The following is a 24,366-nucleotide window of genomic DNA, read 5'->3' as shown; positions in this document are numbered from 1 at the left end:
CTCTCAGGCGCCGTATCCCATCATCTTCAACAGCTGCTGCGCTTGCTGCACCGCCTCCTGGCGATGGGCCACGCCCAGTTTCTGATACAGGTTGCGGATGTGCGTCTTGATGGTGGTGGCCGCCACGTCCAACTCGCCGGCGATCTGGTCGTTGCTGTAGCCGGAATAGATCAGCCCCAGCACCTGCCATTCGCGCTGGGTGAGCGGGCTGGTGCGGATCAGCTCCGGCACCTGCGGATGGGTCAGCAGCTTATCGACGAAGTTCTCGTCAAAATGCGCGAACTTGTGCCGATGATGCTGGTTGATGTCGCGCAGGATGCGCTGGGCGCGATGCTGTTCCAGCTCCGGCAGCGTGTTGAGCTGGATCAGCTGGCGCAGCTGCTGCGCCATCGCTTCGCCCTCGATGACGAAGTGGCTGATAAAGCCGGTGCGGTTGGCCAGCGACAGCGCTTCGATCAGCGCCTGCTGCGCTTCGCCCTTGCGCTCTTGCAGCCAGTAGAGCTGGTTGCTGAGCAGCAGGTTGCGGTTGAGATCGCTCACCAGCCGCAGGCGGCGGGCGTTTTCGTTCAGCTCATCCAGCACCACGCCGGCCTCTTCATACTGGCCGAGCAGGATCTGCATCCGCGCGATGTTGCGCCACTGGCCCTGCGTGAAGTGGTTGTCCGCCATGCCGGGCTTTTCGGTATGGCGCAGCCACTGGGCGGCGGCGGCGGTGTCGCCGGTCATCTGCCAGTGGATCACCCGCGACTTGTCGGTGTTGGTCAGCCAGTCGCGATGGTAGTGGGCGCCGTGCAGCAGGGTTTCGCAGCGCTGCAGATGGGTATTGGCGTTGTCCAGATCGCCGCGCGCCAGCGAGCATTTGGCCAGCATGGCGATGCACTGCAGCTGCTGTTGCGGCTGGTAGTTCGCCAGGATTTTCAGCCCGGTGCGCGCCGCGTCTTCCGCCTCGTCCAGCCGCGACCACGACCACAGGATCTGCGCGCGAATGCGCAGCAGGAACTCGTGCATCGGCAGCTGTTCCAGGTGCTGTTCGCGGACCAGTTCGAAGGCTTTGTCCTGGGTTTCGTAAGCGGCCTGCAGGAAGCCCTGGGCGATGAGAATTTCGCTCTGCTGCAGCAGCGCCCAGAGCGCGTAATGGTTGGCCTGATGACGACGCGCCATCTGCTCGGTTTGCTGCATCATCGGCAGCGCGCGCGCCAGTTCGCCCTTGCAGTGGTGCACTTCGCCGGTCACCGAGGTGGCGACGATGCGGCTGTAATAGCTGGACAGCGGCAGGAATTTCAACGCTTCGGTCGCCAGCCGCTCGGCTTCTTCCGGTTTGCCGGCGTTGATCGCCACTTGGGCGCGCAAGGCGTCGAACTCGGCGTGCAGCGTTTGGTCTATCTCGATTTTCTGCTCGCGCATGGTGCGCTCGGCGCGCTCCAGCAGGGTGTTGACCTCGCCGTAGCGGTGCTGGCTCTGCGCCAGCCAGGCCTGCAGCAGCGCCAGCTTGGGATTTTGGATCAGGCGCTCATAAGGCAGCGCGTTGAGGCACTCCTCCAGCAAGGCCAGTTCGCTGTGGTGGAACAGCGACCAGGCGTGTTGCAGCAGGATATCGCGCAGCATGCTGACGTCGCTGGCCGCCAGCGCATGGTGAATGGCCTCCGCCGGATACCCCAGCGCCAGCCAGCCCTCGGCGGCGGCGCGGTGCAACCCCGGCAGCTCCAGCGCCAGCTCCCACTGGCAACGCTGGCGCAGGAAAGAAGCGAACAGCGGATGGAAGTTGAACCATTCGCCGGTGTCGTCCATGCGGTGGATAAACAGCCCCTGGCGCTCCAGCTCCTCCAGCCGCTGCTGGCCGTTGTCTTCGCCGGTCAGCCGCACGATCAGCGCGTCGTTCATCGAGCGCAGCACCGAACAGCGCAGCAGGAAGGCGCGCGCCTCGGCATCGACGTGATCCAGCACTTCGTCCACCAGATAGTCGGACAGGTGGCTGGCGTTCAGCCCCGCCAGCCGCTTGGCCGACAGCTGAGCCGACGAGGCAGACTGGCGGGCCGACAGCGCGATCAGCTGCAGCGCGGTGGCCCAGCCTTCGACTTCGTCGCACAGGCGGCTGCTGTCCTGCTGTTCCATCGGCGCCGCCAGGCGGCAGTCGAAGAATTGTTTGGCTTCCTGATGGGTAAACGCCAGCTGCTGCGTGCCCATTTCCAGCAGCTGATCGCGCACCCGCAGATTGGCGATGCCGAGCGGCGGCAGGGTGCGCGAGAGCAGGATCAGCGTCAGGTTTTCCGGCTGATGGCGCAGGAAGAAGCGCATGGCTTCGTGAATGGCGTCGTTGGTGATCAGGTGGTAGTCGTCGATCACCAGGTACAGCGGCTGGTGCCAGTCGGCCAGCTCGATAAACAGCTGGGCGAACAGCGCCGACAGGCTGGCGTACTGGTGTTTCTGGCTCAGCGCCTCGCTCTTGACGCAGCGGCCGCCGCTGGCCTGCTGCAGCGCGGCGATCAGGTAGCTGGCGAAGCGCTCCGGTTGGTTGTCGCTCTCGTCCAGCGAATACCAGCCCAGATCGGCCTTGCCGGCCGCCCATTGGGCGATCAGCGTGGTTTTTCCGTATCCCGCCGGGCAATTGACCAGTGTCAGGCGATAGTTGCCCGCGCTGGCCAGTTTGGCCAGCAGGCGATCGCGGATCACGGTATTTTGCAGCCGTACCGGGCGGCTCAGTTTTGATGGGATCAGCATAGTATTCCAGGGTATAAATCGCGGTTCCCGCCGGGATTGGAGTGGCGCTAATTATTTTATGGTTCGTAATTAATAGCTCCCCCTAACTTCTGCCAACCCTAAACGTATTGCAACAAGCTTCCGCATCGGCTTGGAGTTAAGTTGCTATCGATCACACTTTTTTACGTTTGGCGTCGGCGCGCGGCGTTGCGGTTGCAGATCGCATTTCCGGCCATGCACAAAACTTCAGCAGTGCGAATACTTGTGCTAACGTCATGGCTAACGTTCTCAGTGCTCGCCGCACGCGTTGGCGGGCTTTTTTGCATCGTTGCAAGGGAGTCAAACAGTGCCTGAGATCACAATTCCAGCTACGCCCCAATCCTCCTCCCCAGCTAATCCCCAGGCGGGATGATGCCGTCAGGCTTTCTCACCGGCACGATAGCGGCAATTTGACCCACTTACTGGATAGAGAGTTTTCCTTATGTCACAGCCTACGCTCAAGAAGGATGCTTTTCTGGCGGCGCTTGCCCGTCAGTGGCAACGGTTCGGCCTCAGTTCCGCACAGCAGATGACGCAACATCAATGGTGGGAAGCCGTCAGTGCGGCGCTGGCCGAGCAGCTGGCCGCACAGCCGGCGCCGCGCAAAAGCGCCAAACCGCTGCGCCACGTGAACTACATCTCGATGGAGTTTCTGATCGGCCGGCTGACGGCGAACAACCTGATCAACCTGGGCTGGTACGACACCGTCGAGCAGGCGCTGGCGGAGCAGAACGTCAAGCTGGCGGATCTGCTGGAGCAGGAAACCGATCCGGCGCTGGGCAACGGCGGGCTGGGGCGCTTGGCGGCCTGTTTCCTTGACTCGATGGCGACGGTGGAGCAACCGGCCACCGGCTATGGGCTGAACTACCAGTACGGGCTGTTCCGCCAGTCGTTCCAGGATGGGCAGCAGCAAGAGGCGCCGGATAACTGGCAGCGCGAGAGCTACCCGTGGTTCCGCCACAACGCCGCACTGGCGGTGGACGTGGGCATCGGCGGCAAGCTGGAAAAGCAGGCCGACGGCCGCGAACTGTGGCGCCCGGCCTTCACCCTGCGCGGCGAAGCCTGGGATCTGCCGGTACTGGGGTATCGCAACGGCGTGGCGCAGCCGCTGCGCCTGTGGCAGGCGACCCATCAGCATCCGTTCAACCTGAGCGATTTCAACGACGGCAAATTCCTGCAGGCGGAGAAGCAGGGCGTAGAAGCCGACAAGCTGACCAAGGTGCTCTACCCGAACGACAACCATCAGGCCGGCAAGCGCCTGCGCCTGATGCAGCAGTATTTCCAGTGTGCCTGCTCGGTGGCGGACATTTTGCGCAAGCACCATCAGGCCGGCCGCAAGATTGAAGAGCTGCCGAAGTACGAAGTGATCCAGTTGAACGACACCCACCCGACCATCGCCATTCCGGAAATGCTGCGCATTCTGCTGGACGAACACCAGCTGGAGTGGGAGGCGGCCTGGGCGATCACCAGCAACACTTTCGCCTATACCAACCACACCCTGATGCCGGAAGCGCTGGAGTGCTGGGATGAAAAACTGGTGCGCAGCCTGCTGCCGCGCCATTTCTCCATCATCAAACAGATCAACGCCAGGTTCAAAAAGCTGGTGGATAAGCAGTGGCCGGGCGACGAGGCGGTGTGGGCCAAACTGGCGGTTCACCACAACAAGCAGGTGCGCATGGCCAACCTGTGCGTGGTCAGCGGCTTTGCGGTCAACGGCGTGGCGCAGCTGCACTCGGATCTGGTGGTGAAGGATCTGTTCCCGGAATATCACCAGCTGTGGCCGAACAAATTCCATAACGTCACCAACGGCATCACGCCGCGCCGCTGGCTGAAACAGTGCAACCCGGCGCTGTCGGGCCTGATCGATGAGACGCTGAAGGTGGAATGGGCGAACGATCTCGACGCGTTGCGCGGGCTGGAAAAATTCGCCGACGACGCGGCGTTCCGCCAGCGTTATCAGCAGATCAAACGCGACAACAAGGTGGCGCTGGCCCATTACGTGCACGGCGTGATGGGGTTGACGCTCGACCCGGACGCGATTTTCGATGTGCAGATCAAGCGTCTGCACGAGTACAAACGCCAGCACCTGAACCTGCTGCACATCCTGTCGCTGTATCGCCAGCTGCGCGAAAACCCGAATCTGGACATCGTGCCGCGCGTCTTCCTGTTCGGCGCCAAGGCGGCGCCGGGCTACTACCTGGCGAAGAACATCATCTACGCGATCAACCAGGCGGCCGAGAAGATCAATAACGATCCGCTGGTGAAAGATCGCCTGAAAGTGGCGTTCATTCCCGACTACCGCGTGTCGGTGGCCGAACTGATGATCCCGGCGGCGGATATCTCCGAGCAGATCTCCACCGCTGGCAAAGAGGCCTCCGGCACCGGCAATATGAAGCTGGCGCTGAACGGCGCGCTGACGGTCGGCACGCTGGACGGCGCCAACGTCGAAATCGCCGAGCAGGTGGGCGAAGACAATATCTTTATCTTCGGCAATACCGTGGAGCAGGTGAAGGCGATACTGGCGAAGGGCTACGATCCGCTCAGCTACCGCAAGAAAGACAAGCACCTGAAGGCGATTTTGGATGAGCTGGCGAGCGGCGCGTTCAGCCACGGCGACAAGCACGCGTTCGACATGATGCTGCACAGCCTGCTGGAGGGCGGCGATCCCTATCTGGTGTTGGCGGACTTCGCCTCGTATTGCCAGGCGCAAAGCCGGGTCGATGAACTGTACCGCGATCGGGACGAATGGACGCGGCGGACTATCCTTAACACCGCGCGCGTCGGCATGTTCAGCTCGGATCGTTCGATCCGCGATTACCAGCAGCGCATCTGGCAAGCCAAACGTTAAGGAGAACGAATGGATCGCAAGCGTATCGATCAGGCGGCGGCACAGGCGGGGATCGCCGCCGATTTCATCAATGCCCACGGCAAGCGGCAGGCGATTGAACCGGAGACCAAGCGCAAGCTGCTGGCGGCCATGAATCGGGCCGAAGCCGCGCAGGAAGGGGCGGCGTCGCCGTTACCGGCGGTCAAGGTGTTCTATCAGGGCGCACCGTTGGCGTTGACCCCGGCGGGCGAAGGCGAGTACCTGTGGGCGCTGCAGCGTGAAGACGGCGAATGCCTGCAGGGGCGCGTCGGCGCGCGCAAGACCCTGACGCTGCCGGGCGATCTGCCGGCGGGCTACCACCAATTGACGCTGAGCCAGGGCGCGCGGCAGTGGTCATGCCGAGTGATCGTCGCGCCGAGGCGCTGCTTCGAGCCGAACGCCTTGCTGACCGGCAAGAAGCTGTGGGGCGCCTGCGTTCAGCTGTATACGCTGCGTTCCGATCGCAACTGGGGCATCGGCGATTTCGGCGATCTGCGCCTGATGGTGGAGCAGGTGGGGGAACGCGGCGGCGCTTTCGTCGGCCTCAATCCGATCCATGCGCTGTATCCGGCCAACCCGGAGAGCGCCAGCCCCTACAGCCCCTCGTCGCGCCGCTGGCTGAATCTGGCGTATATCGACGTCAACGCGGTGGAGGATTTCCAGCGCAGCGACGCGGCTCAGCGCTGGTGGCAGAAGCCGGCGACGCAGAAGCAGCTGGCCAAGGCGCGCGCCGCGGAGTGGGTGGATTACACCGCCGTGATGCAGCTGAAGCTGGCGGGGCTGAAGCTGGCGTTCCCGCTGTTTCAGGCGCGCAAGCCGAACGACGCGCAGCGTCAGGCGTTCGAACGGTTCGTGACTGAGGGCGGCGAAAGCCTGTATCAGCAGGCGGCGTTCGACGCTCTGCACGCCCATCTGGCGGCCACGGATGCCAGCCAGTGGGGCTGGCCGGCCTGGCCCGAGCGCTATCGGCGTGGGCAGAGCGAAGCGGTGCGGCAGTTCTGCGATGAGCATCAGGACGCGGTCCGCTTTTACCTGTGGCTGCAGTGGCTGGCGGCCACGCAGTTCGCGCAGTGTTTCGAACAGAGCCGGCAGCAGCAGATGCCGATTGGCCTGTATCGCGATCTGGCGGTCGGGGTGGCGGAAGGCGGGGCGGAAACCTGGTGTGACCGCGAACTGTACTGCCTGAAAGCGTCGGTCGGCGCGCCGCCGGACATCCTGGGGCCGCTGGGGCAAAACTGGGGGTTGCCGCCGATGGATCCGCACGTGATGGCGGCGCGCGGTTATCAGCCGTTCATCGATCTTTTGCGCGCCAACATGACCAGCTGCGGCGCGCTGCGCATCGATCACGTCATGGCGCTGCTGCGGCTGTGGTGGATCCCGTATGGCGAAACCGCCGATCGCGGCGCCTACGTCAAATACCCGGTGGACGATCTGCTGGCGGTGCTGGCGCTGGAAAGCCAGCGCCACCGCTGCATGGTGATCGGCGAGGATCTCGGCACGGTGCCGGTGGAGATCGTCGGCAAGCTGCGCGACAGCGGCGTCTATTCCTACAAAGTGCTGTATTTCGAAAGCGACGGCGAACACCATTTCCGCGCGCCGCAGGCCTATCCGGTGCAGGCGATGGCGACCATCACCACCCACGATCTACCGACGCTGCGCGGCTACTGGCAAAGCGACGATCTCACGCTCGGCAACCGGCTGGGCCTTTACCCGGATGCGGAGATCCTGCGGGCGCTGTTCGCCGATCGGGAACGCGCCAAGCAGGGGCTGCTGGACGGGTTGCATCGCTATGGTTGCGTGCCGCAGAAGGTGGGCAAGAAGGCGGCGCTGCTCGGCATGAGCCCGCTGCTCAACCGCGGCCTGCAGCGTTATGTCGCCGACAGCGCCAGCGCCCTGCTCGGCCTGCAGCCGGAAGACTGGCTGGACATGGCCGATCCGGTCAATATTCCCGGCACCAGCGATCAATACCCTAACTGGCGGCGCAAGCTGACCGAAACGCTGGAGGAGATGTTCGCCGATCCGCGGATAAACCGGTTGCTGAAGGATTTGGACAAACGGCGGCGCAAGGTGTCGGTGGGCTGAAAACGACAATGCCGGAACGGGTTTCCCCCTTCCGGCATTGTGTTATCCACCGCGGCGCGAGCGCCGGGGATCAGTAATAGGAGTGCTCGCCGCGCTGGTGCTCGGTCAAATCGCGCACGCCTTTCAGCTCCGGGAATTTCTGCAGCAGCTCTTTCTCGATGCCTTCTTTCAGCGTGACGTCGACCATCGAACAACCGTTACAGCCGCCGCCGAACTGCAGGATCGCCATGTTGTCGTCGGTGATCTCCATCAGCGTCACGCGGCCGCCGTGGCCCGCCAGCTGTGGGTTGATCTGCGACTGCAGCACGTATTCCACGCGCTCCATCAGCGGCGCGTCGTCATCGACCTTGCGCATCTTGGCGTTTGGCGCTTTCAGCGTCAGCTGAGAACCCAGCTGGTCGGTCACGAAGTCGATTTCGGCGTCTTCCAGATACGGCGCGCTCAGCTCATCGACATAGGCGGACAGTTTGTCGAACTTCAGTTCGGTATCCGTCGCTTCTACCGCGTCCGGCGGGCAATAAGAGACACCGCATTCGGCCGTCGGCGTGCCCGGGTTGATCACGAATACGCGGATTTGGGTGCCTTCTTCTTGATTTGCCAGCAGTTTGGCAAAGTGTTCCTGTGCAGCATCTGTTATACGGATCATAGCATTAGCTCAATAGTTGACTTCTATAGTCGGTTATAATACGCCCATTGCCGTGGCACTACAACGTGCGGCAAACGCACCATATCTGCACCGAGGCGGCGCCTTGCCGCCGCAACAGCGCCGCGATCTCCGCGACGGTGCTGCCGGTGGTCACCACGTCATCCACCAGGGCGATATGCCGGCCGGCGACCGGCACCGTGCAGATGAAAGCGCGCTGCAAATTGCGCCTGCGCGCTCCGGCGCTCAGCCGCTGTTGCAGGGCTGTCTTGCGCACCCGGCGCAAAGCGGCGGGCTGATAGGCGCAGCCCAGCCAGCGCGCCAGCGGCCGGGCCAGCAGATCGCTCTGGTTATAACCACGGCGCCAGCAGCGTGATGTATGCAAGGGTACCGCTAAAATCAGGTCGGGTCTGTTCAGATGCTGCTCTCTGCGCGCCTGCTGCCACCGCAACAGCATCAGGCGTGCCAACGTCGGCGCCAGCTCGGGCGCGCGGTGAAACTTGAACCTTTTTACCAATTGGCTGAGGGGCGCAACGTAGTCGCCGACGAACACCAGCCGCTGCCAGGGCGGCGGCCGTTGCAGGCAGCGGCCGCAGGGCATTTGCGTTTCCCCGGCGGGCAATCCGCAGCACGGGCAACACGGCGGGTGGGCCGGCAGATGGCGCAGGCAGCAGCTGCAGATGCCATGACGCATCAGACTCAACGGCTGTCGGCATAGCCAACAGCGGCTGCGGATTGATAGCATAGAGCCTCCGAGACGGATAAGCATGAAAGGACAATAACCAATGACAGCGCTGTACTGGCAAACAATAGGTGAGGGCGAACGCGATCTTGTGCTGCTGCACGGCTGGGGCTTGAACGCCGAAGTGTGGAGTTGCATTCAGGCGCGACTGGCGCCGCATTTTCGCCTGCACCTGGTCGATCTGCCGGGTTATGGCCGCAGCCAGGGGTTCGGCGCGTTGTCGCTGGCGCAGATGACGGAAATCGTGCTGGCGGCCGCCCCGCCGCAGGCCTGGTGGCTAGGCTGGTCGCTCGGCGGACTGGTGGCCAGCCAGGCGGCGCTGATGCAGCCCGAGCGGGTCAAGGGGCTGATCACCGTAGCCTCCTCGCCGTGCTTTGCCGCCCGCGATGAGTGGCCGGGGATCCGCCCGGACGTGCTGAGCGGTTTCCAGCATCAGCTGAGTCTGGATTTCCAGCGCACCGTCGAGCGTTTTCTGGCGCTGCAGACGCTGGGCACCGAGAGCGCGCGTCAGGATGCGCGCCAGCTGAAAGCGGTGGTGCTCAGCCAACCGACCCCGAGCGTCGAGGTGTTGAACGGCGGGCTGGAGATCCTGCGCACCGCCGATCTGCGCGTGCCGCTGGCGGCGTTGAATCTGCCGCTGCTGCGGATCTACGGCTATCTGGACGGGCTGGTGCCGCGCAAGGTCGCCGAGCTGCTCGATGCCGCCTGGCCGCATTCTGCGTCGCAGATCGTGGCCAAAGCCGCCCATGCGCCGTTTATCTCTCATCCCGATGAATTTGTGACGATGATCGAAGCGTTTATTGCAGCACATTGAATCCGGTGGGAAATCGCACGATAGGGCGCTAAAAAAAACGCCGCCGGGTGGATAAAAGACAAAGCTGTTCGATACTTAGTGAGTCAATGCGTTGGCTGCAAAATGAAAAGACCGCGTGCGGCGCTTTTCATTTTGGCGTTTCGTCTCTGGGAAACAGGCCCCGTCAGGGAAAGCAACGAGGCCTGAGGATGTCGCGGCAGCCTGCGGTACTACGCATGGATTCTTGACGGCTTTCATAACAGATAAATTATCCATTGAGAGGTTAGTGTCATGAAATCATTGAAGATGATTATTGCAGCGGCAGTGCTGGGTTCGGTGTCTTTCGGCTCCATGGCGGCAACCCTGCTGACCAAGGAAGATCTGGATAAGAACCCGGGTAAATACGAGAAGATCGGCACCGTCACCACGACGGCGGAAACCACGTCACCGATGGATGCCAAGGAAGAGCTGTCCAAACTGGCTGACGAAAAGGGCGGTCAATACTACGTGATCCTGGCAGGCCGCGAACACGGTAAATTCAGCGCCATCGCCGAAGTTTACAAAGACAAGCAATAAGCCTTGAACGGCAAAGGGGCGCCCGTCATGGCGCCCCTGATCGTCAGGCCTTCAGCCGGTAGAACACCGTGCTGCACCCCTGCCCCTGCGGGCAGCTTTTGCAACTGCCGCTCAGACAGGCGCCGTCATCCTGTTCGATGCGTTCCACTTTTCCCATCGCCGTCAATCGATCCAGCATCGCCTGCACCAGCGGCAGCGGCGTCGCCAGCGAGTGGCTGAGCTGCTGCGCCTGGGCGCTGCCGCGCAGCGCCAGCGCATCGCGCACCTGCAGCAGCCCGGCCATCAGTGACAGCTCCCTTTGGCGCTCTGGCAACAGGCCGCCGGCGTGGCGTTGCCCAGGCGCACCGTGACGCGGCTGCGCGCCCGGCGCAGGCCGAACAGCACCAGCAGATTCACCAGCACCACCGCCAGGATCGCCGTCAGGCTGTACTGCGGGTGTTGATTGAAGGTGGCCGCCTGATAGAACAGCGTCGCCAGCGAGTAGGCCACGTTCAGCCCCCACAGAATAGAGAAGGTCATCCAGCCGCGGCTCGATTCACGGGCGATGGCGCCCATCACCGAGACGCAAGGCACATACAGCAGCACGAAGATCAGATAGCTGTAGGCGGAGATGCCGGAGCCGAATTTGCTGCTCATCACGCCCATCGAGCCGACGCCCATCTCGCCGTCGCCCTTGCTGGCTTCGATCGGGTTGGAGAGCACGCTCAGGCTGAAGGTATTTTTCAGGCCGTCCCAGGTTTCGTTCAGCGCGCCGCCCAGTTCATCGAGCAGGTTGAAGTTGGCGGCGTCGAACGCTTCTTTGTTGATGCGCTCGGCGGTGTACAGCGTATTCAGCGTGCCGACCACCACTTCTTTCGCCATCGCACCGGTCACCAGCCCGACGGTGGCCTGCCAGTTATCGCTGTGGACGCCCATCGGCTGCAGCAGCGGCGTCAGCACCCTGGAAACCGAGGCCAGCGCGGAGTCGTTGATGTTGTCGACCGTCTTGCCGCTGAACGAGAAGCTGTTCAGGCCGCCGATGAATATGCTGGCCACCACGATCACCTTGCCGGCGCGCAGCACGAAGCCTTTCAGCCGCTGCCAGGTTTGCAGCAGCAGGCTTTTCAGGTGCGGCACATGGTAGACCGGTAGCTCCATCACGAACGGCGAGGCTTCGCCGCGCATGAGGGTGTATTTGAGCACCAGGCCGGTAAGGATCGCCACCGCAATGCCGAGCATGTACAGCGAGAACACCACCCCGGCGCCGTCCTGGCCGAAGAAGGCGGCGGCGAACACCGCGAAGATCGCCAGACGGGCGCCGCAGGACATGAACGGCGCCATCATGATGGTGATCAGGCGCTCGCGCTGGGCGTCCAGCGTCCGGGCGCCCATGATGGACGGCACATTGCAGCCGAAGCCGACGATCAGCGGCACGAAGGATTTGCCCGGCAGCCCGAGCGCCTGCATCAGGCGATCCATCACGAACGCCGCGCGCGCCATGTAGCCGGAATCCTCCAGGAACGACAGAAACAGGTACATCATGCCGATCTGCGGCACCAGCGGCAGCACGGTATTGATGCCGCCGCCGACGCCCTGCGCCAGGAAAACGGTCAGCCAGTCGGGGAAGTGCAGGGTGTAGCCGAGCCACTGAATGCCCTGAATGAAGATCGCCGCCGAGCCGATATCGAAGATCGGCTGCAGCGCACCGCCGATGTTGATCGCCAGCAGGAACATCAGGTACATCACCAGCAGGAAGATCGGCACGCCCAGCCAGCGGTTGAGGATCACTTTATCCAGCAGCTCGGTCAGACGGTTGGGCATCGCCTGCTGCGAGTTGCTGACCTCATCGCACAGGGCGGCGATGGACTGGTAGCGCGCGTCGGCGATCACCAGCGCCGGATCTTCCTGCTGCTGCTGTTGCAACGCCTGGGCAGCCGCAGGCAACAGCGCGACGGCGGGACCGGCCAGCCGGTGGCTGTAGATGTCGCCTTCCAGCATTTGCAATGCCAGCCAGCGGCGCTGCACCGCCGGCAGCGTTTGCGGCATGGCGTCGCTCAGCGTGGCGACCGCTTTCAGCAACAGCGGTGGGTAGTTCACCAGCGCCTGCTGTTCGTTGATGTGATGATTGTCGATCATCTGTTTCAGCACGCCGATGCCGTCGGCGCGGGTGGAGATCATCGGCACTACCGGGCAGCCGAGGCGCGCCGACAGCGCGGCGACGTCGATATCGATATGCTGACTTTTGGCGATGTCGAGCATGTTCAGCGCCACGATGCAGGGAATGCCCAGCTCCAGCAGCTGCAGCGTCAGGTAGAGGTTGCGCTCCAGGTTGGAGGCGTCGACCACGTTGATCAGCAGATCGGCGTCGCCGCTCAAAATGTAGTGGCAGGCGATCTGCTCGTCGAGCGAGGTTTGCTCTGAAATGGTGGTCAGGGAGTAGGTGCCGGGCAAATCGACCAGCCGCACGTCGGACTGCGGGGTGGTGAAATGGCCTTCTTTGCGTTCGACCGTCACGCCCGCCCAGTTGCCGACCCGTTGGCGTGCGCCGGTCAGCTGGTTGAACAGCGTGGTTTTGCCGGAGTTCGGGTTACCGATTAAGCCGATGGTGAGTTTTTTCATAGTTCAGCGTGTCGTCTTCAAGGAGAACAGCGCCGGCGCAAAGGCGCGTCGGCAAACGGAGAGCGCGTCGGCTCAGGGCTGGCCGTCGAGCTGCAGCAGCGCCAGATCCTTCCTGCGCAGCACCAGGCTGACGCGGCGAGTTTTAATTTCTATCGGATCGCCCAGCGGTGCGACGCGCACTACGTCGAACGAAGAGCCGGGCAGCATGCCGAGCGATAACAGTTTCTGGCGGTAGGCCGGCGCAATTTCACCGGAAAAGCCGACAATCTTATACGTGCGTTTAGGTTGGAGCTGCATGTGATTAACCTTTCGGGTGCCGATGAGCATCGGGCTGATGATAATTGGACGTTGCCGGCGAAAATGCCACGCCGTCGGCGGTATTCATCCATAAGGTCATGCAATAAAGTGAGCGCAAATAATAGTAATTATCATTATCGCGTTCAATACAAAAAGTAAGGGTATTGTAACCAATTATTATGGCGTCGACAGTTTTTGATGGCGTTGTCTTGATTAACGACGTTTTACCACCGGTTGCGCTGGGGAACAAATGAGAATGGCGAGTTAAATCAGTTACGTATTTGTAGCCGAGTTTTCTTGTTTGCAAATATAGATGGTTTTTTCCCTTTATTTATTCCCACCGAAAGGCAATTCGATAACATTATTCCGCCGTAATGCGAGCGGTAACCATTTGTGTTTCTCTCACAATTCGCGAGATGAAAAATGCGTGTTAACGAAGTTGTTAATAAATGGCTGCAGAAGGGATTGTTGTTGCCTGAATAATGGGAGGGTGGTCACGCAGGCGTGGGAAATAAAAAGATGACGGTTTATTGAGGCGGGTCAAGAAATGCCGCAAGTTTTATTCATCAGAAGGGGGCGGAGCAGGCTCCGCCCCCTGTTGGATCTGACTTAGCGTTTCTTGCCGAATGCCGCCGCCAGCGCGTCGCCCATGGCGCTGTTGCCGGCCGGTGCCGCGTTGCGCGGTTTGGCCTTGTTGCCGCCCGCCGAACGGTTGGCGTGGTCGCGCGTCTGTGCAGGCGCGTTGCCGCCGCGGCGCGGTGAACATTCGCCCGGCTGCTCATCCAGGCGCATGCTCAGCGCGATGCGTTTACGCTGCAGATCGACTTCCATCACCTTCACTTTGACGATGTCGCCGGCCTTCACCACGGTGTGCGGATCTTCAACGAACTTGTCCGCCAGCGAGGAGATGTGCACCAGGCCATCCTGATGCACGCCGATATCCACGAAGGCGCCGAAGTTGGTGACATTGGTCACCGAGCCTTCCAGGATCATGCCCACCTGCAGATCGTTGAGGGTTTCCACGCCTTCGGCGAAGGTGGCGGTTTTGAACTCCGGACGTGGATCGCGGCCCGGCTTCTCCAGCTCTTTCAGGATGTCGGTGACCGTCGGCACGCCGAACTTGTCGTCGGTGAAGTCGACCGCTTTCAGGCTGCGCACCGCCGAGGCGTTGCCCATCAGGTCCTGCAGCGCCTGCTCGGTGGCGGCCAGGATGCGCTGCACCACCGGGTAGGCTTCAGGGTGAACGGTAGAAGCATCCAGCGGGTTGTCGCCGTGGTTGATGCGCAGGAAGCCGGCGCACTGTTCGAAGGCCTTCGGCCCCAGGCGGCTGACTTTCAGCAGTTGCTCACGGTTGCTGAAGCGGCCGTTCTCGTCGCGCCAGTTGACGATGTTCTGCGCCATCATGCGCGTCAGGCCGGCCACGCGGGTCAGCAACGGCACCGACGCGGTGTTCAGATCGACGCCGACGGCGTTCACGCAGTCTTCCACCACCGAGTCCAGCTTCTTCGCCAGCTGGCTCTGGCTGACGTCGTGCTGATACTGGCCGACGCCGATGGATTTCGGGTCGATTTTCACCAGCTCCGCCAGCGGATCCTGCAGACGACGGGCGATGGACACCGCGCCGCGCAGCGACACGTCGAGATCCGGGAACTCCTGCGCCGCCAGTTCTGACGCGGAATACACCGACGCGCCCGCTTCGCTGACGATCACTTTCTGCGCCCGGACCTCGCCGAACTGCTTTTGCAGGTCGAGATAGAAACGCTCGGTTTCACGCGAAGCGGTGCCGTTGCCGATGGCCACCAGCTCCACGTTGTGTTTGATGCACAGCGCCGCGACGATGGCGGCGGCTTTGGCCGCTTGCCCGGTGTGCGGGTAGACGGTGTCGGTGGCGACCAGCTTGCCGGTCGCGTCGACCACGGCGACTTTCACCCCGGTGCGCAGGCCCGGATCGAGGCCCATGGTGGCGCGCATGCCGGCCGGCGCGGCCATCAGCAGATCATGCATGTTGCGGGCGAAAACGTTGATCGCTTCATCTTCCGCGCGCTCGCGCACCGTGCCCATCAGCTCGGTTTCCAGGTGCAGCAACACCTTGATGCGCCAGGTCCAGTTGACCACCGCCTTGCGCCAGGCGTCGGCCGGGGCGTTGTTCAGGCGCAGGTTGAGGTGATTGATGATGATCAGCTCCGCCTGGCTTTCGCGCGGCGCTTCCTCAAACTGCGGATCGGCGTTCAGCGCCAGCTGCAGCACGCCTTCGTTGCGGCCGCGGAACATCGCCAGCGCGCGGTGCGAAGGCACCTGAGAAATCGGTTCGTGGTGATCGAAATAGTCGCGGAACTTGGCGCCTTCTTCTTCCTTGCCCTCGACCACTTTGGACACCAGATGGGCGTTTTTCCACAGGTAGTCGCGCACCTTGGCCAGCAGCGAGGCATCTTCGGCGAAGCGCTCCATCAGGATATAGCGCGCGCCGTCGAGGGCGGCTTTGACGTCCGCCACGCCCTTGTCGGCGTCGACGTAGCGTTCAGCCAGCTGTTCCGGCTGCTGTTGCGGATCCTGCCACAGCGCGTCCGCCAGCGGTTCCAGACCGGCCTCGATGGCGATCTGGCCGCGGGTGCGGCGCTTCGGTTTGTACGGCAGGTAGAGGTCTTCGAGTTCGGTCTTGCTCAGCGTGGCGTTGATCGCCCCCGCCAGTTGTTCGGTCAGTTTGCCCTGTTCATCGATCGACTTCAGGATGGTCTGACGACGATCTTCCAGTTCACGCAGATAACCCAGGCGGGTTTCCAGCTGGCGCAGTTGGGTGTCGTCCAGGCCCCCGGTGACTTCCTTACGATAGCGTGCAATAAAGGGCACGGTATTACCTTCATCCAGCAGACGGATGGCGGAGTCGACTTGCTCCGGCCGGGCCTGCAGTTCTGTTGCAATAATGCGGCTCAGTGGGTCATTCATAGGTCTGGTATCTGTATTGAGAACGGTGAATAAACAGGGGACAGTTATACGGATTGATCGGGGAAAATGCCAGTGGAGCGGGCCGCCGCCGCGCGGCCGCCGCGTGGAGAACTGCGCAGGCGGCGGCGTTGGCGGCGGTTCGGAAAAAGCTGAAAGCTTACTTCGGGTAGTCTATCTCGTTAACGTACCACTGCGCCTCGCCCAGCGGCGTATTGACGGTGGCGACGTCGCCGACCTCTTTTTTCAGCAGGGCGCGCGCCATCGGCGCGTCGATGGAGATGTAATCCTTGCGGCCGAAGATCTCGTCGTAACCGACGATGCGAAAGCGTTTGGTCTCGCCGTCGTCGTTCTCCACCTCCACCCAGGCGCCGAAGAACACCTTGCCTTCCTGCTGCGGGGAGTAATCGACGATCTTCAGCTGCTCCAGGCATTTGGTCAGATAGCGGACGCGGCGGTCGATCTCGCGCAGCCGCTTCTTGTTGTACTGGTAGTCGGCGTTTTCGCTTCTGTCGCCCAGGCTGGCGGCCCAGGTCACTTTCTTGGTCACCTCGGGGCGTTCTTCGCGCCAGAGGTAATCCAGCTCTTGTTTGAGCTTGTCATACCCTTCACGGGTTATCAGTTGAGTTCTCATGGTGATTTATCTTTATGGGGCCACCGCCACAGTGTACGTGAATGCGGGGGGCTTTAGAAATGGCGCGCGGGCCTGCGCGTTGCCGCACGGTTGTTATTCAGTTTGCGCAGCTTTTAACAATCGGGAGTATGCTTAGCGATAGCGGAAAAGGAATGTGACGAAAGGAGGATATCTGGCGAGAGAGACAAGGAATTTTGGCGCACAACCCAACACATTGAAGGTATTACCGCATGGAATTTAAAGATTACTACGCAACGATGGGCGTTGAGCCCAACGCCGATCTGAAAACCATCAAAACGGCCTACCGCCGGCTGGCGCGTAAATATCACCCTGACGTGAGCACCGAAGAAGACGCCGAGAGCAAATTCAAGGAGCTGGCCGAAGCCTATGAGGTGCTGAAGGACGAAGAGCGCCGCGCCGAGTACGATCAGATCCGGCTGCACCGCAACGATCCGAACTTTGGCCGCCAGGCGCGCGGCGATCGCGGCGGCTATCAGCAGAGCGCTTCATGGCACGGCGGCGGTGCCGACGCGCAAGACTTCTCCGATTTCTTCGAAAGCATGTTCGGCGGGCGTGCGGCGGGCGGGCATCGCTCCGCTTCGCACTCGCACGGCGGGCATGGCTTCCGCGGCCAGGATCTCGAGATGGAGGTGCCGCTGTTCCTCGAGGAAACGCTGCATGGCCAAAGCCGCGAGATCTCCTACAAGCTGCCGGTGTACGACGAGCTGGGGCGGCAGGTGAGCGAAGCCAGCAAAACGCTGAACGTGAAAATCCCGGCCGGGGTGGGCGACGGCGAGCGCATTCGCCTCAAGGGGCAGGGCGTGGCCGGCGTGGGCGGCGGCCAGAACGGCGATCTGTATCTGGTCATCCGCCTCGCGCCGCACCCGCTGTTTGAGATCGACGGCCACAACCTGAGCATCGTGGCACCTCTCGCCCCTTGGGAGGCGGCGCTCGGCGCCAGCATTGAGGTGCCGACGCTGACCGGCAAAATCGCGTTGACCGTGCCGGCCGGCAGCCAGAGCGGCAAACGGCTGCGGGTCAAGGGCAAGGGGCTGGCGGGCAAGAAAGAGCCCGGTGACCTGTATGTCATTCTCAAGGTAGTGATGCCGCCGAAGCCGAACGAGAAGGCCAGCGCCCTGTGGCGAGAACTGGCTGAACAGGCGGCGTTCAACCCGCGCGCGGAATGGGAGTAAAGCACATGATGAAAAAAGAGATCACTTTCACCGTGGTGGAACTGTGCCAACGGGTGGAGATTTCAGAGGATGAGCTGGTCGAGATCGTCGGCCTGGGCGTGATCGTGCCGCTGGAGCCGGCGCAGCCGAGCTGGGAGTTCGACTACCCGGCGCTGAGCCATCTGCAGCGTGCGCGCAGGCTGCGGGCCGAGCTGGATCTGGATTGGCCGGGGATCGCCATGGCGCTGACGTTGCTTGATCGGGTTGAGGCGCTGCAGCAAGAGAACCGGCAGCTGCGCCGGCAGCTGGCGCGTTTCCTGCAGACTTCCTGACTCGCCGTCAAAACGCCACCGTGCGGTTTGCCGGTGGCGAAATTGCGTAAAATTGGGCCGCGGCCCCACATTGCGCTGATAAAGGGCGATATTTTGACGAACCCCCGTCGACATTCACTGAAAATTGTTGATAAATGGGGAAAAGAATAAGCTTTGTAACAATTTCGTCTAGAATACATACCATTAAACGCTGTCTCAAATGGCAAGGTTTTCTAACAATATTCGAGTCAGGCAATAAAGCCTTTGGGAGTAATACCATGCAAGAGAATCATAAGATCCTGGTTGTCGATGATGACATGCGCCTGCGCGCACTTTTGGAACGTTATTTAACCGAGCAGGGCTTCCAGGTTCGCAGCGTTGCCAACGCTGAGCAAATGGATCGCTTGCTGACCCGTGAATCCTTCCATTTGATGGTGCTCGATCTGATGTTGCCGGGCGAAGACGGCCTGTCCATCTGCCGCCGCCTGCGCAGCCAGAGCAACCCGATGCCGATCATTATGGTCACCGCCAAAGGTGAAGAGGTCGATCGCATCGTCGGGCTGGAAATCGGCGCCGACGACTACATTCCTAAACCGTTCAACCCGCGTGAGCTGTTGGCTCGCATTCGTGCAGTGCTGCGCCGCCAGGCTAACGAGCTGCCGGGCGCGCCTTCGCAGGAAGAAGCGGTGATCGCGTTCGGCAAATTCAAACTGAACCTCGGCACCCGCGAGATGTTCCGCGAAGACGAACCGATGCCGTTGACCAGCGGCGAGTTCGCGGTACTGAAGGCGCTGGTCAGCCACCCGCGTGAACCGCTGTCGCGCGATAAGCTGATGAACCTGGCGCGTGGCCGCGAATACAGCGCCATGGAGCGTTCCATCGACGTGCAGATCTCTCGCCTGCGCCGCATGGTGGAAGAAGATCCGGCGCATCCGCGTTATATCCAGACCGTTTGGGGTCTCGGCTACGTGTTCGTCCCGGACGGCAGCAAGGCATGAGGCGATTGCGCTTTTCACCGCGTAGCTCGTTTGCCCGAACCCTGTTGTTGATCGTCACCCTGCTGTTCGTCAGCCTGGTGACGACCTATCTGGTGGTGCTGAACTTCGCCATCCTGCCCAGCCTGCAGCAGTTCAACAAGGTATTGGCCTACGAAGTGCGTATGCTGATGACCGATCGGCTGCAGCTGGAGGACGGCACGCTGCTGGAAGTGCCGCCGGCGTTCCGCCGCGAGATTTACCGCGAACTGGGCATCTCTCTCTACACCAACTCGGCGGCGGAGGAGAGCGGCCTGCGCTGGGCGCAGCACTACCAGTTCCTCAGCCAGCAGATGGCGCAGCAGCTCGGCGGGCCGACCGATGTGCGGGTGGAGGTGAACAAGAACTCCCCGGTGGTGTGGCTGAAAACCTGGCTGCAGCCCGATATCTGGGTGCGCGTGCCGCTGACGGAAATCCACCAGGGCGACTTCTCTCCGCTGTTCCGCTATACGCTGGCGATCATGCTGCTGGCGATCGGCGGTGCCTGGCTGTTTATCCGCATTCAAAACCGCCCGCTGGTGGAGCTGGAACATGCGGCGCTGCAGGTGGGCAAGGGGATTATTCCGCCGCCGCTGCGCGAGTATGGCGCTTCCGAAGTGCGGTCGGTGACTCGCGCATTCAATCAGATGGCGTCGGGCGTCAAGCAGCTGGCGGATGACCGCACCTTGCTGATGGCCGGGGTCAGCCACGATCTGCGCACGCCGTTGACGCGTATCCGGCTGGCGACGGAGATGATGAGCGCCGAAGACGGCTATCTGGCCGAGTCGATCAATAAAGACATCGAAGAGTGCAACGCCATCATCGAGCAGTTCATCGATTATCTGCGCACCGGGCAGGAGATGCCGACCGAAAGCAGCGATCTGAACGCCATTTTGGGCGAGGTGGTCGCGGCGGAAAGCGGCTATGAGCGGGTGATTGAAACCGCGCTGTCGCCGGGTGAGCTGATGATGAACGTGCACCCGCTGTCGATTAAGCGGGCGGCGGTGAACATGGTGGTGAACGCGGCGCGTTACGGCAACGGCTGGATCAAGGTCAGCAGCGGCCGCGAGCTGCAGCGCGGCTGGTTCCAGGTGGAAGACGACGGCCCGGGCATCAAGCCGGAAGAGTTGAAGCACCTGCTGCAGCCGTTCGTCCGCGGTGACAGCGCGCGCAGCACCAGCGGCACCGGTCTGGGGCTGGCGATCGTGCAGCGTATTATCGATGCGCACGACGGTGAGTTGGAAATCGGCACCAGCGAACGCGGCGGGCTCTTGATCCGCGCGTATATTCCGTTGCCGATGGAGAAAAAAGAGTCGGCCAACGGCCATCAAACCGCCAGGGAAAACGCCTGACGCGCTTGGCGCGGGCCGCGTCGTTGCGGCCCCGTCAGGACTTCCTGCTCATCACGTAATATTCCGCCGCATCCTCATGCAACCGACGGCCGGTCGGCGCCTGCCACGGATCGATTAACTCGATGCCGCAGTGGAGGAAGTCTTTGGTATTGCGGGTAGCCAGGGCGGCGCCGTAATGCAGGCAGGTGGCGGCGATTTGGGCATCCGGCACGCTCATCGCTTTACCCAGAAGCCGATTCCTTGCCGTCAATTCCGCGTATTGCATCGCGCACAGCCCATCAAACGGCAATATCTGCCCCTCGAACTTCAATTCAAGAGCGTCCGCCAATTTGAGCTTGAGATCCCGCTGGCGCTTGCCGTCAGGCATGCAGGCGACGCCGCTGAACAGTTCGGCCAGGACAATGGCGCTCAGATAGAGATCGTCATTGTCCTTTTCATTTAACCAGTTAATGACGTTGTAGTACGGGCTGGGGCGCAGCGTTTCTGAAATGACGTTGGTGTCGAGAATGATCATGCGTTGTCATCTTCATCATCAAAGGTGACGATGCGTGGTGGCACGGCGTCACGCGGTGGGATCTCCAGCTCAACGCCGCCAAATTCGGCGAAGTGCTGATGCATCCAGGTACCCAATCCATAGCGCGGCGGCTTTTTCACCAGTGCCTGTTTCAGGATCATGCGCGCTTCCTCTTCCATGGAATGGCCGTTTTTCGCCGCTGAAATACGCAGCAGCTCTTTGATTTCGTCGTCCAGATTTCTGACGGTGATAGTAGCCATTGAAACCTCCATTGCTATCAATGATTGCATTGACTTATTTTCTCGCCTTGCTGGTTAAAAAGCAATCGCTGAAAATAAAAAAAGGCGCGGGATCCGCGCCTTAGCTGAAGAGGTAACGCTACCGAATTACAGCTTAGGGCCGGCGCTGACTAGCGCGGCGCCCGCAGGCGTGTCGGTGTATTTGTCGAAGTTGGTGATGAAGCGCTCGGCCAGATCCTGCGCTTTTTCCTGCCACTGCTCGAGGCTGGCGTAGGTATTGCGCGGATCGAGGATCTCCGGGTTCACGCCCGGCAGCGCGGTCGGCATCGCCAGATCGAAGATCGGCAGGGTGACGGTTTCCGCCTTGTCGATTTCACCGCTCAGGATGGCGTCGATGATGCCGCGCGTATCTTTGATCGAGATGCGCTTGCCGGTACCGTTCCAGCCGGTGTTGACCAGGTAAGCCTGGGCGCCGGCGGCCTGCATGCGTTTCACCAGCACTTCGGCGTACTGCGTCGGGTGCAGCGACAGGAACGCGGCGCCGAAGCAGGCGGAGAAGGTTGGCGTCGGTTCGGTGACGCCGCGCTCGGTGCCGGCCAGTTTGGCGGTGAAGCCGGACAGGAAGTGGTACTGAGTCTGGTTGGCGGTCAGGCGCGATACCGGCGGCAGCACGCCGAAAGCGTCGGCGGTCAGGAAGATCACCTTGGTGGCGTGACCCGCCTTGGACACCGGCTTGACGATGTTCTGGATATGGTAGATCGGGTAAGAAACGCGGGTATTCTCGGTTTTCGAACCGTCGTTGAAGTCGATGCTGCCGTCGGCCAGCACGGTGACGTTTTCCAGCAGCGCGTCGCGTTTGATAGCGTGGTAGATGTCCGGCTCGGCTTCTTCAGACAGCTTGATGGTCTTGGCGTAGCAGCCGCCTTCGAAGTTGAACACGCCGTCGTCGTCCCAGCCGTGCTCGTCATCGCCGATCAGCTGACGCTTAGGGTCGGTGGAGAGGGTGGTTTTGCCGGTGCCGGACAGGCCGAAGAACACCGCCACGTCGCCTTTCTCGCCCACGTTGGCCGAGCAGTGCATCGAGGCGATGCCTTTCAGCGGCAGCAGGTAGTTCATCATCGAGAACATGCCTTTCTTCATTTCGCCGCCGTACCAGGTGCCGCCGATCAGCTGCATGCGCTCGGTCAGGTTGAAGGCGACGAAGTTCTCCGAGTTCAAGCCTTGCTGCTGCCAGTTCGGGTTGGTGCATTTGGCGCCGTTCATCACCACGAAGTCCGGCTCGAAGTCAGCCAGCTCTTCGTCGCTCGGGCGGATGAACATGTTTTTCACGAAGTGCGCCTGCCAGGCCACCTCGGTGATGAAGCGCACTTTCAGGCGCGAGTCGGCGTTGGCGCCGCAGAAGGTATCCACCACGAACAGGCGCTTGCCGGAAAGCTGTTCGGTGACCAGGTGTTTCAGATCGGCCCACACTTCCGGGCTGAGGGGTTTGTTGTCGTTTTTGCCTTTGCCCTGATCGGCCCACCACACGGTATCGCGGGTGATGTCGTCGCGGACGATGTATTTGTCTTTCGGCGAGCGGCCGGTGAAGATGCCGGTATCGACGGAGACGGCACCCAGCTTGGTGACTACCCCACGCTCAAAACCTTCCAGAGATGGGTCTGTTTCTTCCTTAAACAGCAGTTCATAGCTCGGGTTGTGAACGATTTCGCTAACGTCGTGAATGCCGTAAGCGGCCAGATCCTGAGGGGTTATACCTTTAACGCGCATGTTACTACTCCTTGGTCACAGAATTTCTGGCGGCAATTGTAGGGATCTAACGGTGCGTAACAGCGATGGGTATCAAATATTTAACGTTTTAGGCGGTATTTCGTTACGATCTGAGAGATAGCACACGGAAAAAAGCAAACGTGCAAACGGCGGGCGTTGGCGGGCGCCGGGTGCGCCCGCCGAAGGGGGTGTAACTTAGTGCAACCTGTCGCTTTCGCCGGTATTACCCGCATACAAGGCGGCAACATCAACCGGGTCAAAGACATAGTGGCTGCCACAGTAGTCGCAGTGCATGTCGATATTGCCGTCCTGCTCCAGCATGTCCGCCACTTCGTCGGTCGGCAGGGTCAGCAGTGCGTCGGCGCAACGCTGGCGTGAACAGGTGCAACGGAACTGCACGTCCTGCGGTTCGTACAGGGTGACTTCTTCCTGGTGATACAGGCGGTACAGCACTTCGTTGGCCGGCAGGCCGAACAGCTCTTCGCTTTTTACCGTGTTGGTCAGTTGCACCAGATGATCGAAATCATCGAGGTTGCCGTCCTGCGCTGGCAGAACCTGCAGCAGCATACCGGCCGCCGCGGCGTGGCCTTCCGCTTCGCCGGTGCGGATGAACAGGCGGGTTGGCAGCTGTTCGGACTGGCGGAAGTAGGCTTCCAGGCACTCGGCCAGGGTTTCACCTTCCAGGCCGACCACGCCCTGATAGCGCTCGCCTTCCGTCGGGGAAATGGTGATGACCATGACGCCGTTGCCGATCATCTGATGCAGGGTGCTGTCGTCGGCGATAGGCGCCTGGGTGCGCGCAACGCCGCGCATCTCCTGGCGGTTGTTGCCGTTGATCACCGCCAGCTTCAGCGGGCCGTCGCCCTGCAGCTGCACGGTGATGTCGCCGTCGAACTTCAGGGTCGCGGTCAGCAGACTGGTGGCGACCAGCAGCTCGCCCAGCAGCTTTTGCACCGGCGCCGGGTAGTCGTGATTATTCAGGATCTGCTGATAGGTTTCGCTGACGGTAACCAGCTCGCCGCGCACCGCGTAGTTTTCAAACAGGTAACGGTGCAATTGGTCATGGTTGGACATAATCTTCTCTCATTGCG

General features: G+C 61.5%; 20 protein-coding genes. 8 read left to right on the top strand and 12 right to left on the bottom strand.

Translation table 11 applies throughout. The annotated features are described in order from the left end of the window. Window positions 1-3: 3 nt before the first annotated feature. Window positions 4-2,718: an HTH-type transcriptional regulator MalT gene (malT, locus tag ACK3CV_RS23580; protein ID WP_164141718.1), complete on the bottom strand. Its 2,715-nt coding sequence runs from the start codon at window positions 2,716-2,718 to the stop codon at window positions 4-6. Between the two features lie 460 nt (window positions 2,719-3,178). Here malT and malP point away from each other — a divergent pair, with 460 nt between their 5' ends. Next, a complete protein-coding gene (gene malP / locus ACK3CV_RS23575) occupies window positions 3,179-5,584 on the top strand; it encodes a maltodextrin phosphorylase (RefSeq protein ID WP_164040082.1) in 2,406 nt (801 codons plus the stop codon). Between the two features lie 9 nt (window positions 5,585-5,593). Further along, window positions 5,594-7,684: a 4-alpha-glucanotransferase gene (gene malQ, locus ACK3CV_RS23570; RefSeq protein ID WP_164040084.1), complete on the top strand. Its 2,091-nt coding sequence runs from the start codon at window positions 5,594-5,596 to the stop codon at window positions 7,682-7,684. Between the two features lie 70 nt (window positions 7,685-7,754). Here the strand turns inward: malQ and nfuA are convergent, their stop codons facing one another. Then, entirely contained in the window at window positions 7,755-8,330 is a 576-nt protein-coding gene (gene nfuA, locus ACK3CV_RS23565) for a Fe-S biogenesis protein NfuA (RefSeq protein WP_004930777.1), read from the bottom strand. Between the two features lie 58 nt (window positions 8,331-8,388). Continuing rightward, on the bottom strand, window positions 8,389-9,072 hold the full coding sequence (gntX, locus tag ACK3CV_RS23560) for a DNA utilization protein GntX (protein ID WP_164040085.1): 684 nt from the start codon (window positions 9,070-9,072) through the stop codon (window positions 8,389-8,391). Window positions 9,073-9,112: 40 nt separating this feature from the next. On the opposite strand from gntX, the gene bioH reads away from it, so the two are divergent. Together bioH and ACK3CV_RS23550 are read left to right on the top strand one after the other, a co-directional pair. Next, a complete protein-coding gene (gene bioH, locus ACK3CV_RS23555; RefSeq protein WP_033655249.1) occupies window positions 9,113-9,883 on the top strand; it encodes a pimeloyl-ACP methyl ester esterase BioH in 771 nt (256 codons plus the stop codon). Between the two features lie 270 nt (window positions 9,884-10,153). Beyond that, window positions 10,154-10,438: a YdgH/BhsA/McbA-like domain containing protein gene (locus tag ACK3CV_RS23550; protein WP_004930765.1), complete on the top strand. Its 285-nt coding sequence runs from the start codon at window positions 10,154-10,156 to the stop codon at window positions 10,436-10,438. 43 nt (window positions 10,439-10,481) lie between these two features. On the opposite strand, the gene ACK3CV_RS23545 is transcribed toward ACK3CV_RS23550, so the two are convergent. The 5 genes from ACK3CV_RS23545 to greB form a co-directional block, all read right to left on the bottom strand. Then, complete coding sequence (locus tag ACK3CV_RS23545) at window positions 10,482-10,721, bottom strand: FeoC-like transcriptional regulator (protein ID WP_033636318.1); 240 nt, start codon at window positions 10,719-10,721, stop codon at window positions 10,482-10,484. After that, window positions 10,721-13,036 carry a Fe(2+) transporter permease subunit FeoB gene (gene feoB, locus ACK3CV_RS23540; protein WP_164040087.1) on the bottom strand — a complete coding sequence of 772 codons (2,316 nt, stop codon included), beginning with the start codon at window positions 13,034-13,036 and terminating at the stop codon, window positions 10,721-10,723. The genes ACK3CV_RS23545 and feoB overlap by 1 nt, the downstream gene beginning before the upstream one ends. 72 nt (window positions 13,037-13,108) lie before the next feature. Then, entirely contained in the window at window positions 13,109-13,333 is a 225-nt protein-coding gene (gene feoA, locus ACK3CV_RS23535; protein WP_025304553.1) for a ferrous iron transporter A, read from the bottom strand. 609 nt (window positions 13,334-13,942) lie between these two features. Then, on the bottom strand, window positions 13,943-16,276 hold the full coding sequence (locus tag ACK3CV_RS23530; RefSeq protein WP_164040090.1) for a Tex family protein: 2,334 nt from the start codon (window positions 16,274-16,276) through the stop codon (window positions 13,943-13,945). 157 nt (window positions 16,277-16,433) lie between these two features. Next, window positions 16,434-16,907: a transcription elongation factor GreB gene (greB, locus tag ACK3CV_RS23525; RefSeq protein ID WP_033636315.1), complete on the bottom strand. Its 474-nt coding sequence runs from the start codon at window positions 16,905-16,907 to the stop codon at window positions 16,434-16,436. Window positions 16,908-17,137: 230 nt separating this feature from the next. On the opposite strand from greB, the gene cbpA reads away from it, so the two are divergent. The 4 genes from cbpA to envZ all read left to right on the top strand — a co-directional run bounded on the left by cbpA (window position 17,138) and on the right by envZ (window position 20,755). Further along, entirely contained in the window at window positions 17,138-18,100 is a 963-nt protein-coding gene (gene cbpA / locus ACK3CV_RS23520; RefSeq protein WP_033636314.1) for a curved DNA-binding protein, read from the top strand. Window positions 18,101-18,105: 5 nt separating this feature from the next. After that, window positions 18,106-18,411, top strand: a complete 306-nt coding sequence (locus ACK3CV_RS23515; protein WP_033636313.1) for a chaperone modulator CbpM — start codon at window positions 18,106-18,108, stop codon at window positions 18,409-18,411. Between the two features lie 257 nt (window positions 18,412-18,668). Then, complete coding sequence (ompR, locus tag ACK3CV_RS23510) at window positions 18,669-19,388, top strand: osmolarity response regulator transcription factor OmpR (RefSeq protein ID WP_004709363.1); 720 nt, start codon at window positions 18,669-18,671, stop codon at window positions 19,386-19,388. Next, complete coding sequence (gene envZ, locus ACK3CV_RS23505; RefSeq protein WP_033636312.1) at window positions 19,385-20,755, top strand: two-component system sensor histidine kinase EnvZ; 1,371 nt, start codon at window positions 19,385-19,387, stop codon at window positions 20,753-20,755. The genes ompR and envZ overlap by 4 nt, the downstream gene beginning before the upstream one ends. A gap of 34 nt (window positions 20,756-20,789) precedes the next feature. Here envZ and ACK3CV_RS23500 read toward each other — a convergent pair whose 3' ends face one another. The 4 genes from ACK3CV_RS23500 to hslO form a co-directional block, all read right to left on the bottom strand. Next, the gene (locus tag ACK3CV_RS23500) at window positions 20,790-21,269 is read right to left on the bottom strand and encodes a type II toxin-antitoxin system VapC family toxin (protein WP_033636311.1); all 480 of its coding nucleotides are present in this window, start codon (window positions 21,267-21,269) and stop codon (window positions 20,790-20,792) included. After that, complete coding sequence (locus ACK3CV_RS23495; protein ID WP_004930730.1) at window positions 21,266-21,529, bottom strand: FitA-like ribbon-helix-helix domain-containing protein; 264 nt, start codon at window positions 21,527-21,529, stop codon at window positions 21,266-21,268. The genes ACK3CV_RS23500 and ACK3CV_RS23495 overlap by 4 nt, the downstream gene beginning before the upstream one ends. A gap of 126 nt (window positions 21,530-21,655) precedes the next feature. Next, a complete protein-coding gene (pckA, locus tag ACK3CV_RS23490; protein ID WP_015379308.1) occupies window positions 21,656-23,275 on the bottom strand; it encodes a phosphoenolpyruvate carboxykinase (ATP) in 1,620 nt (539 codons plus the stop codon). Window positions 23,276-23,470: 195 nt separating this feature from the next. Continuing rightward, entirely contained in the window at window positions 23,471-24,349 is an 879-nt protein-coding gene (gene hslO / locus ACK3CV_RS23485; protein WP_033636310.1) for an Hsp33 family molecular chaperone HslO, read from the bottom strand. Window positions 24,350-24,366: the final 17 nt, after the last annotated feature.

Source organism: Serratia sp. TSO36, assembly GCF_057808395.1.
This window is presented reverse-complemented; position numbering and strand designations above follow the sequence as displayed.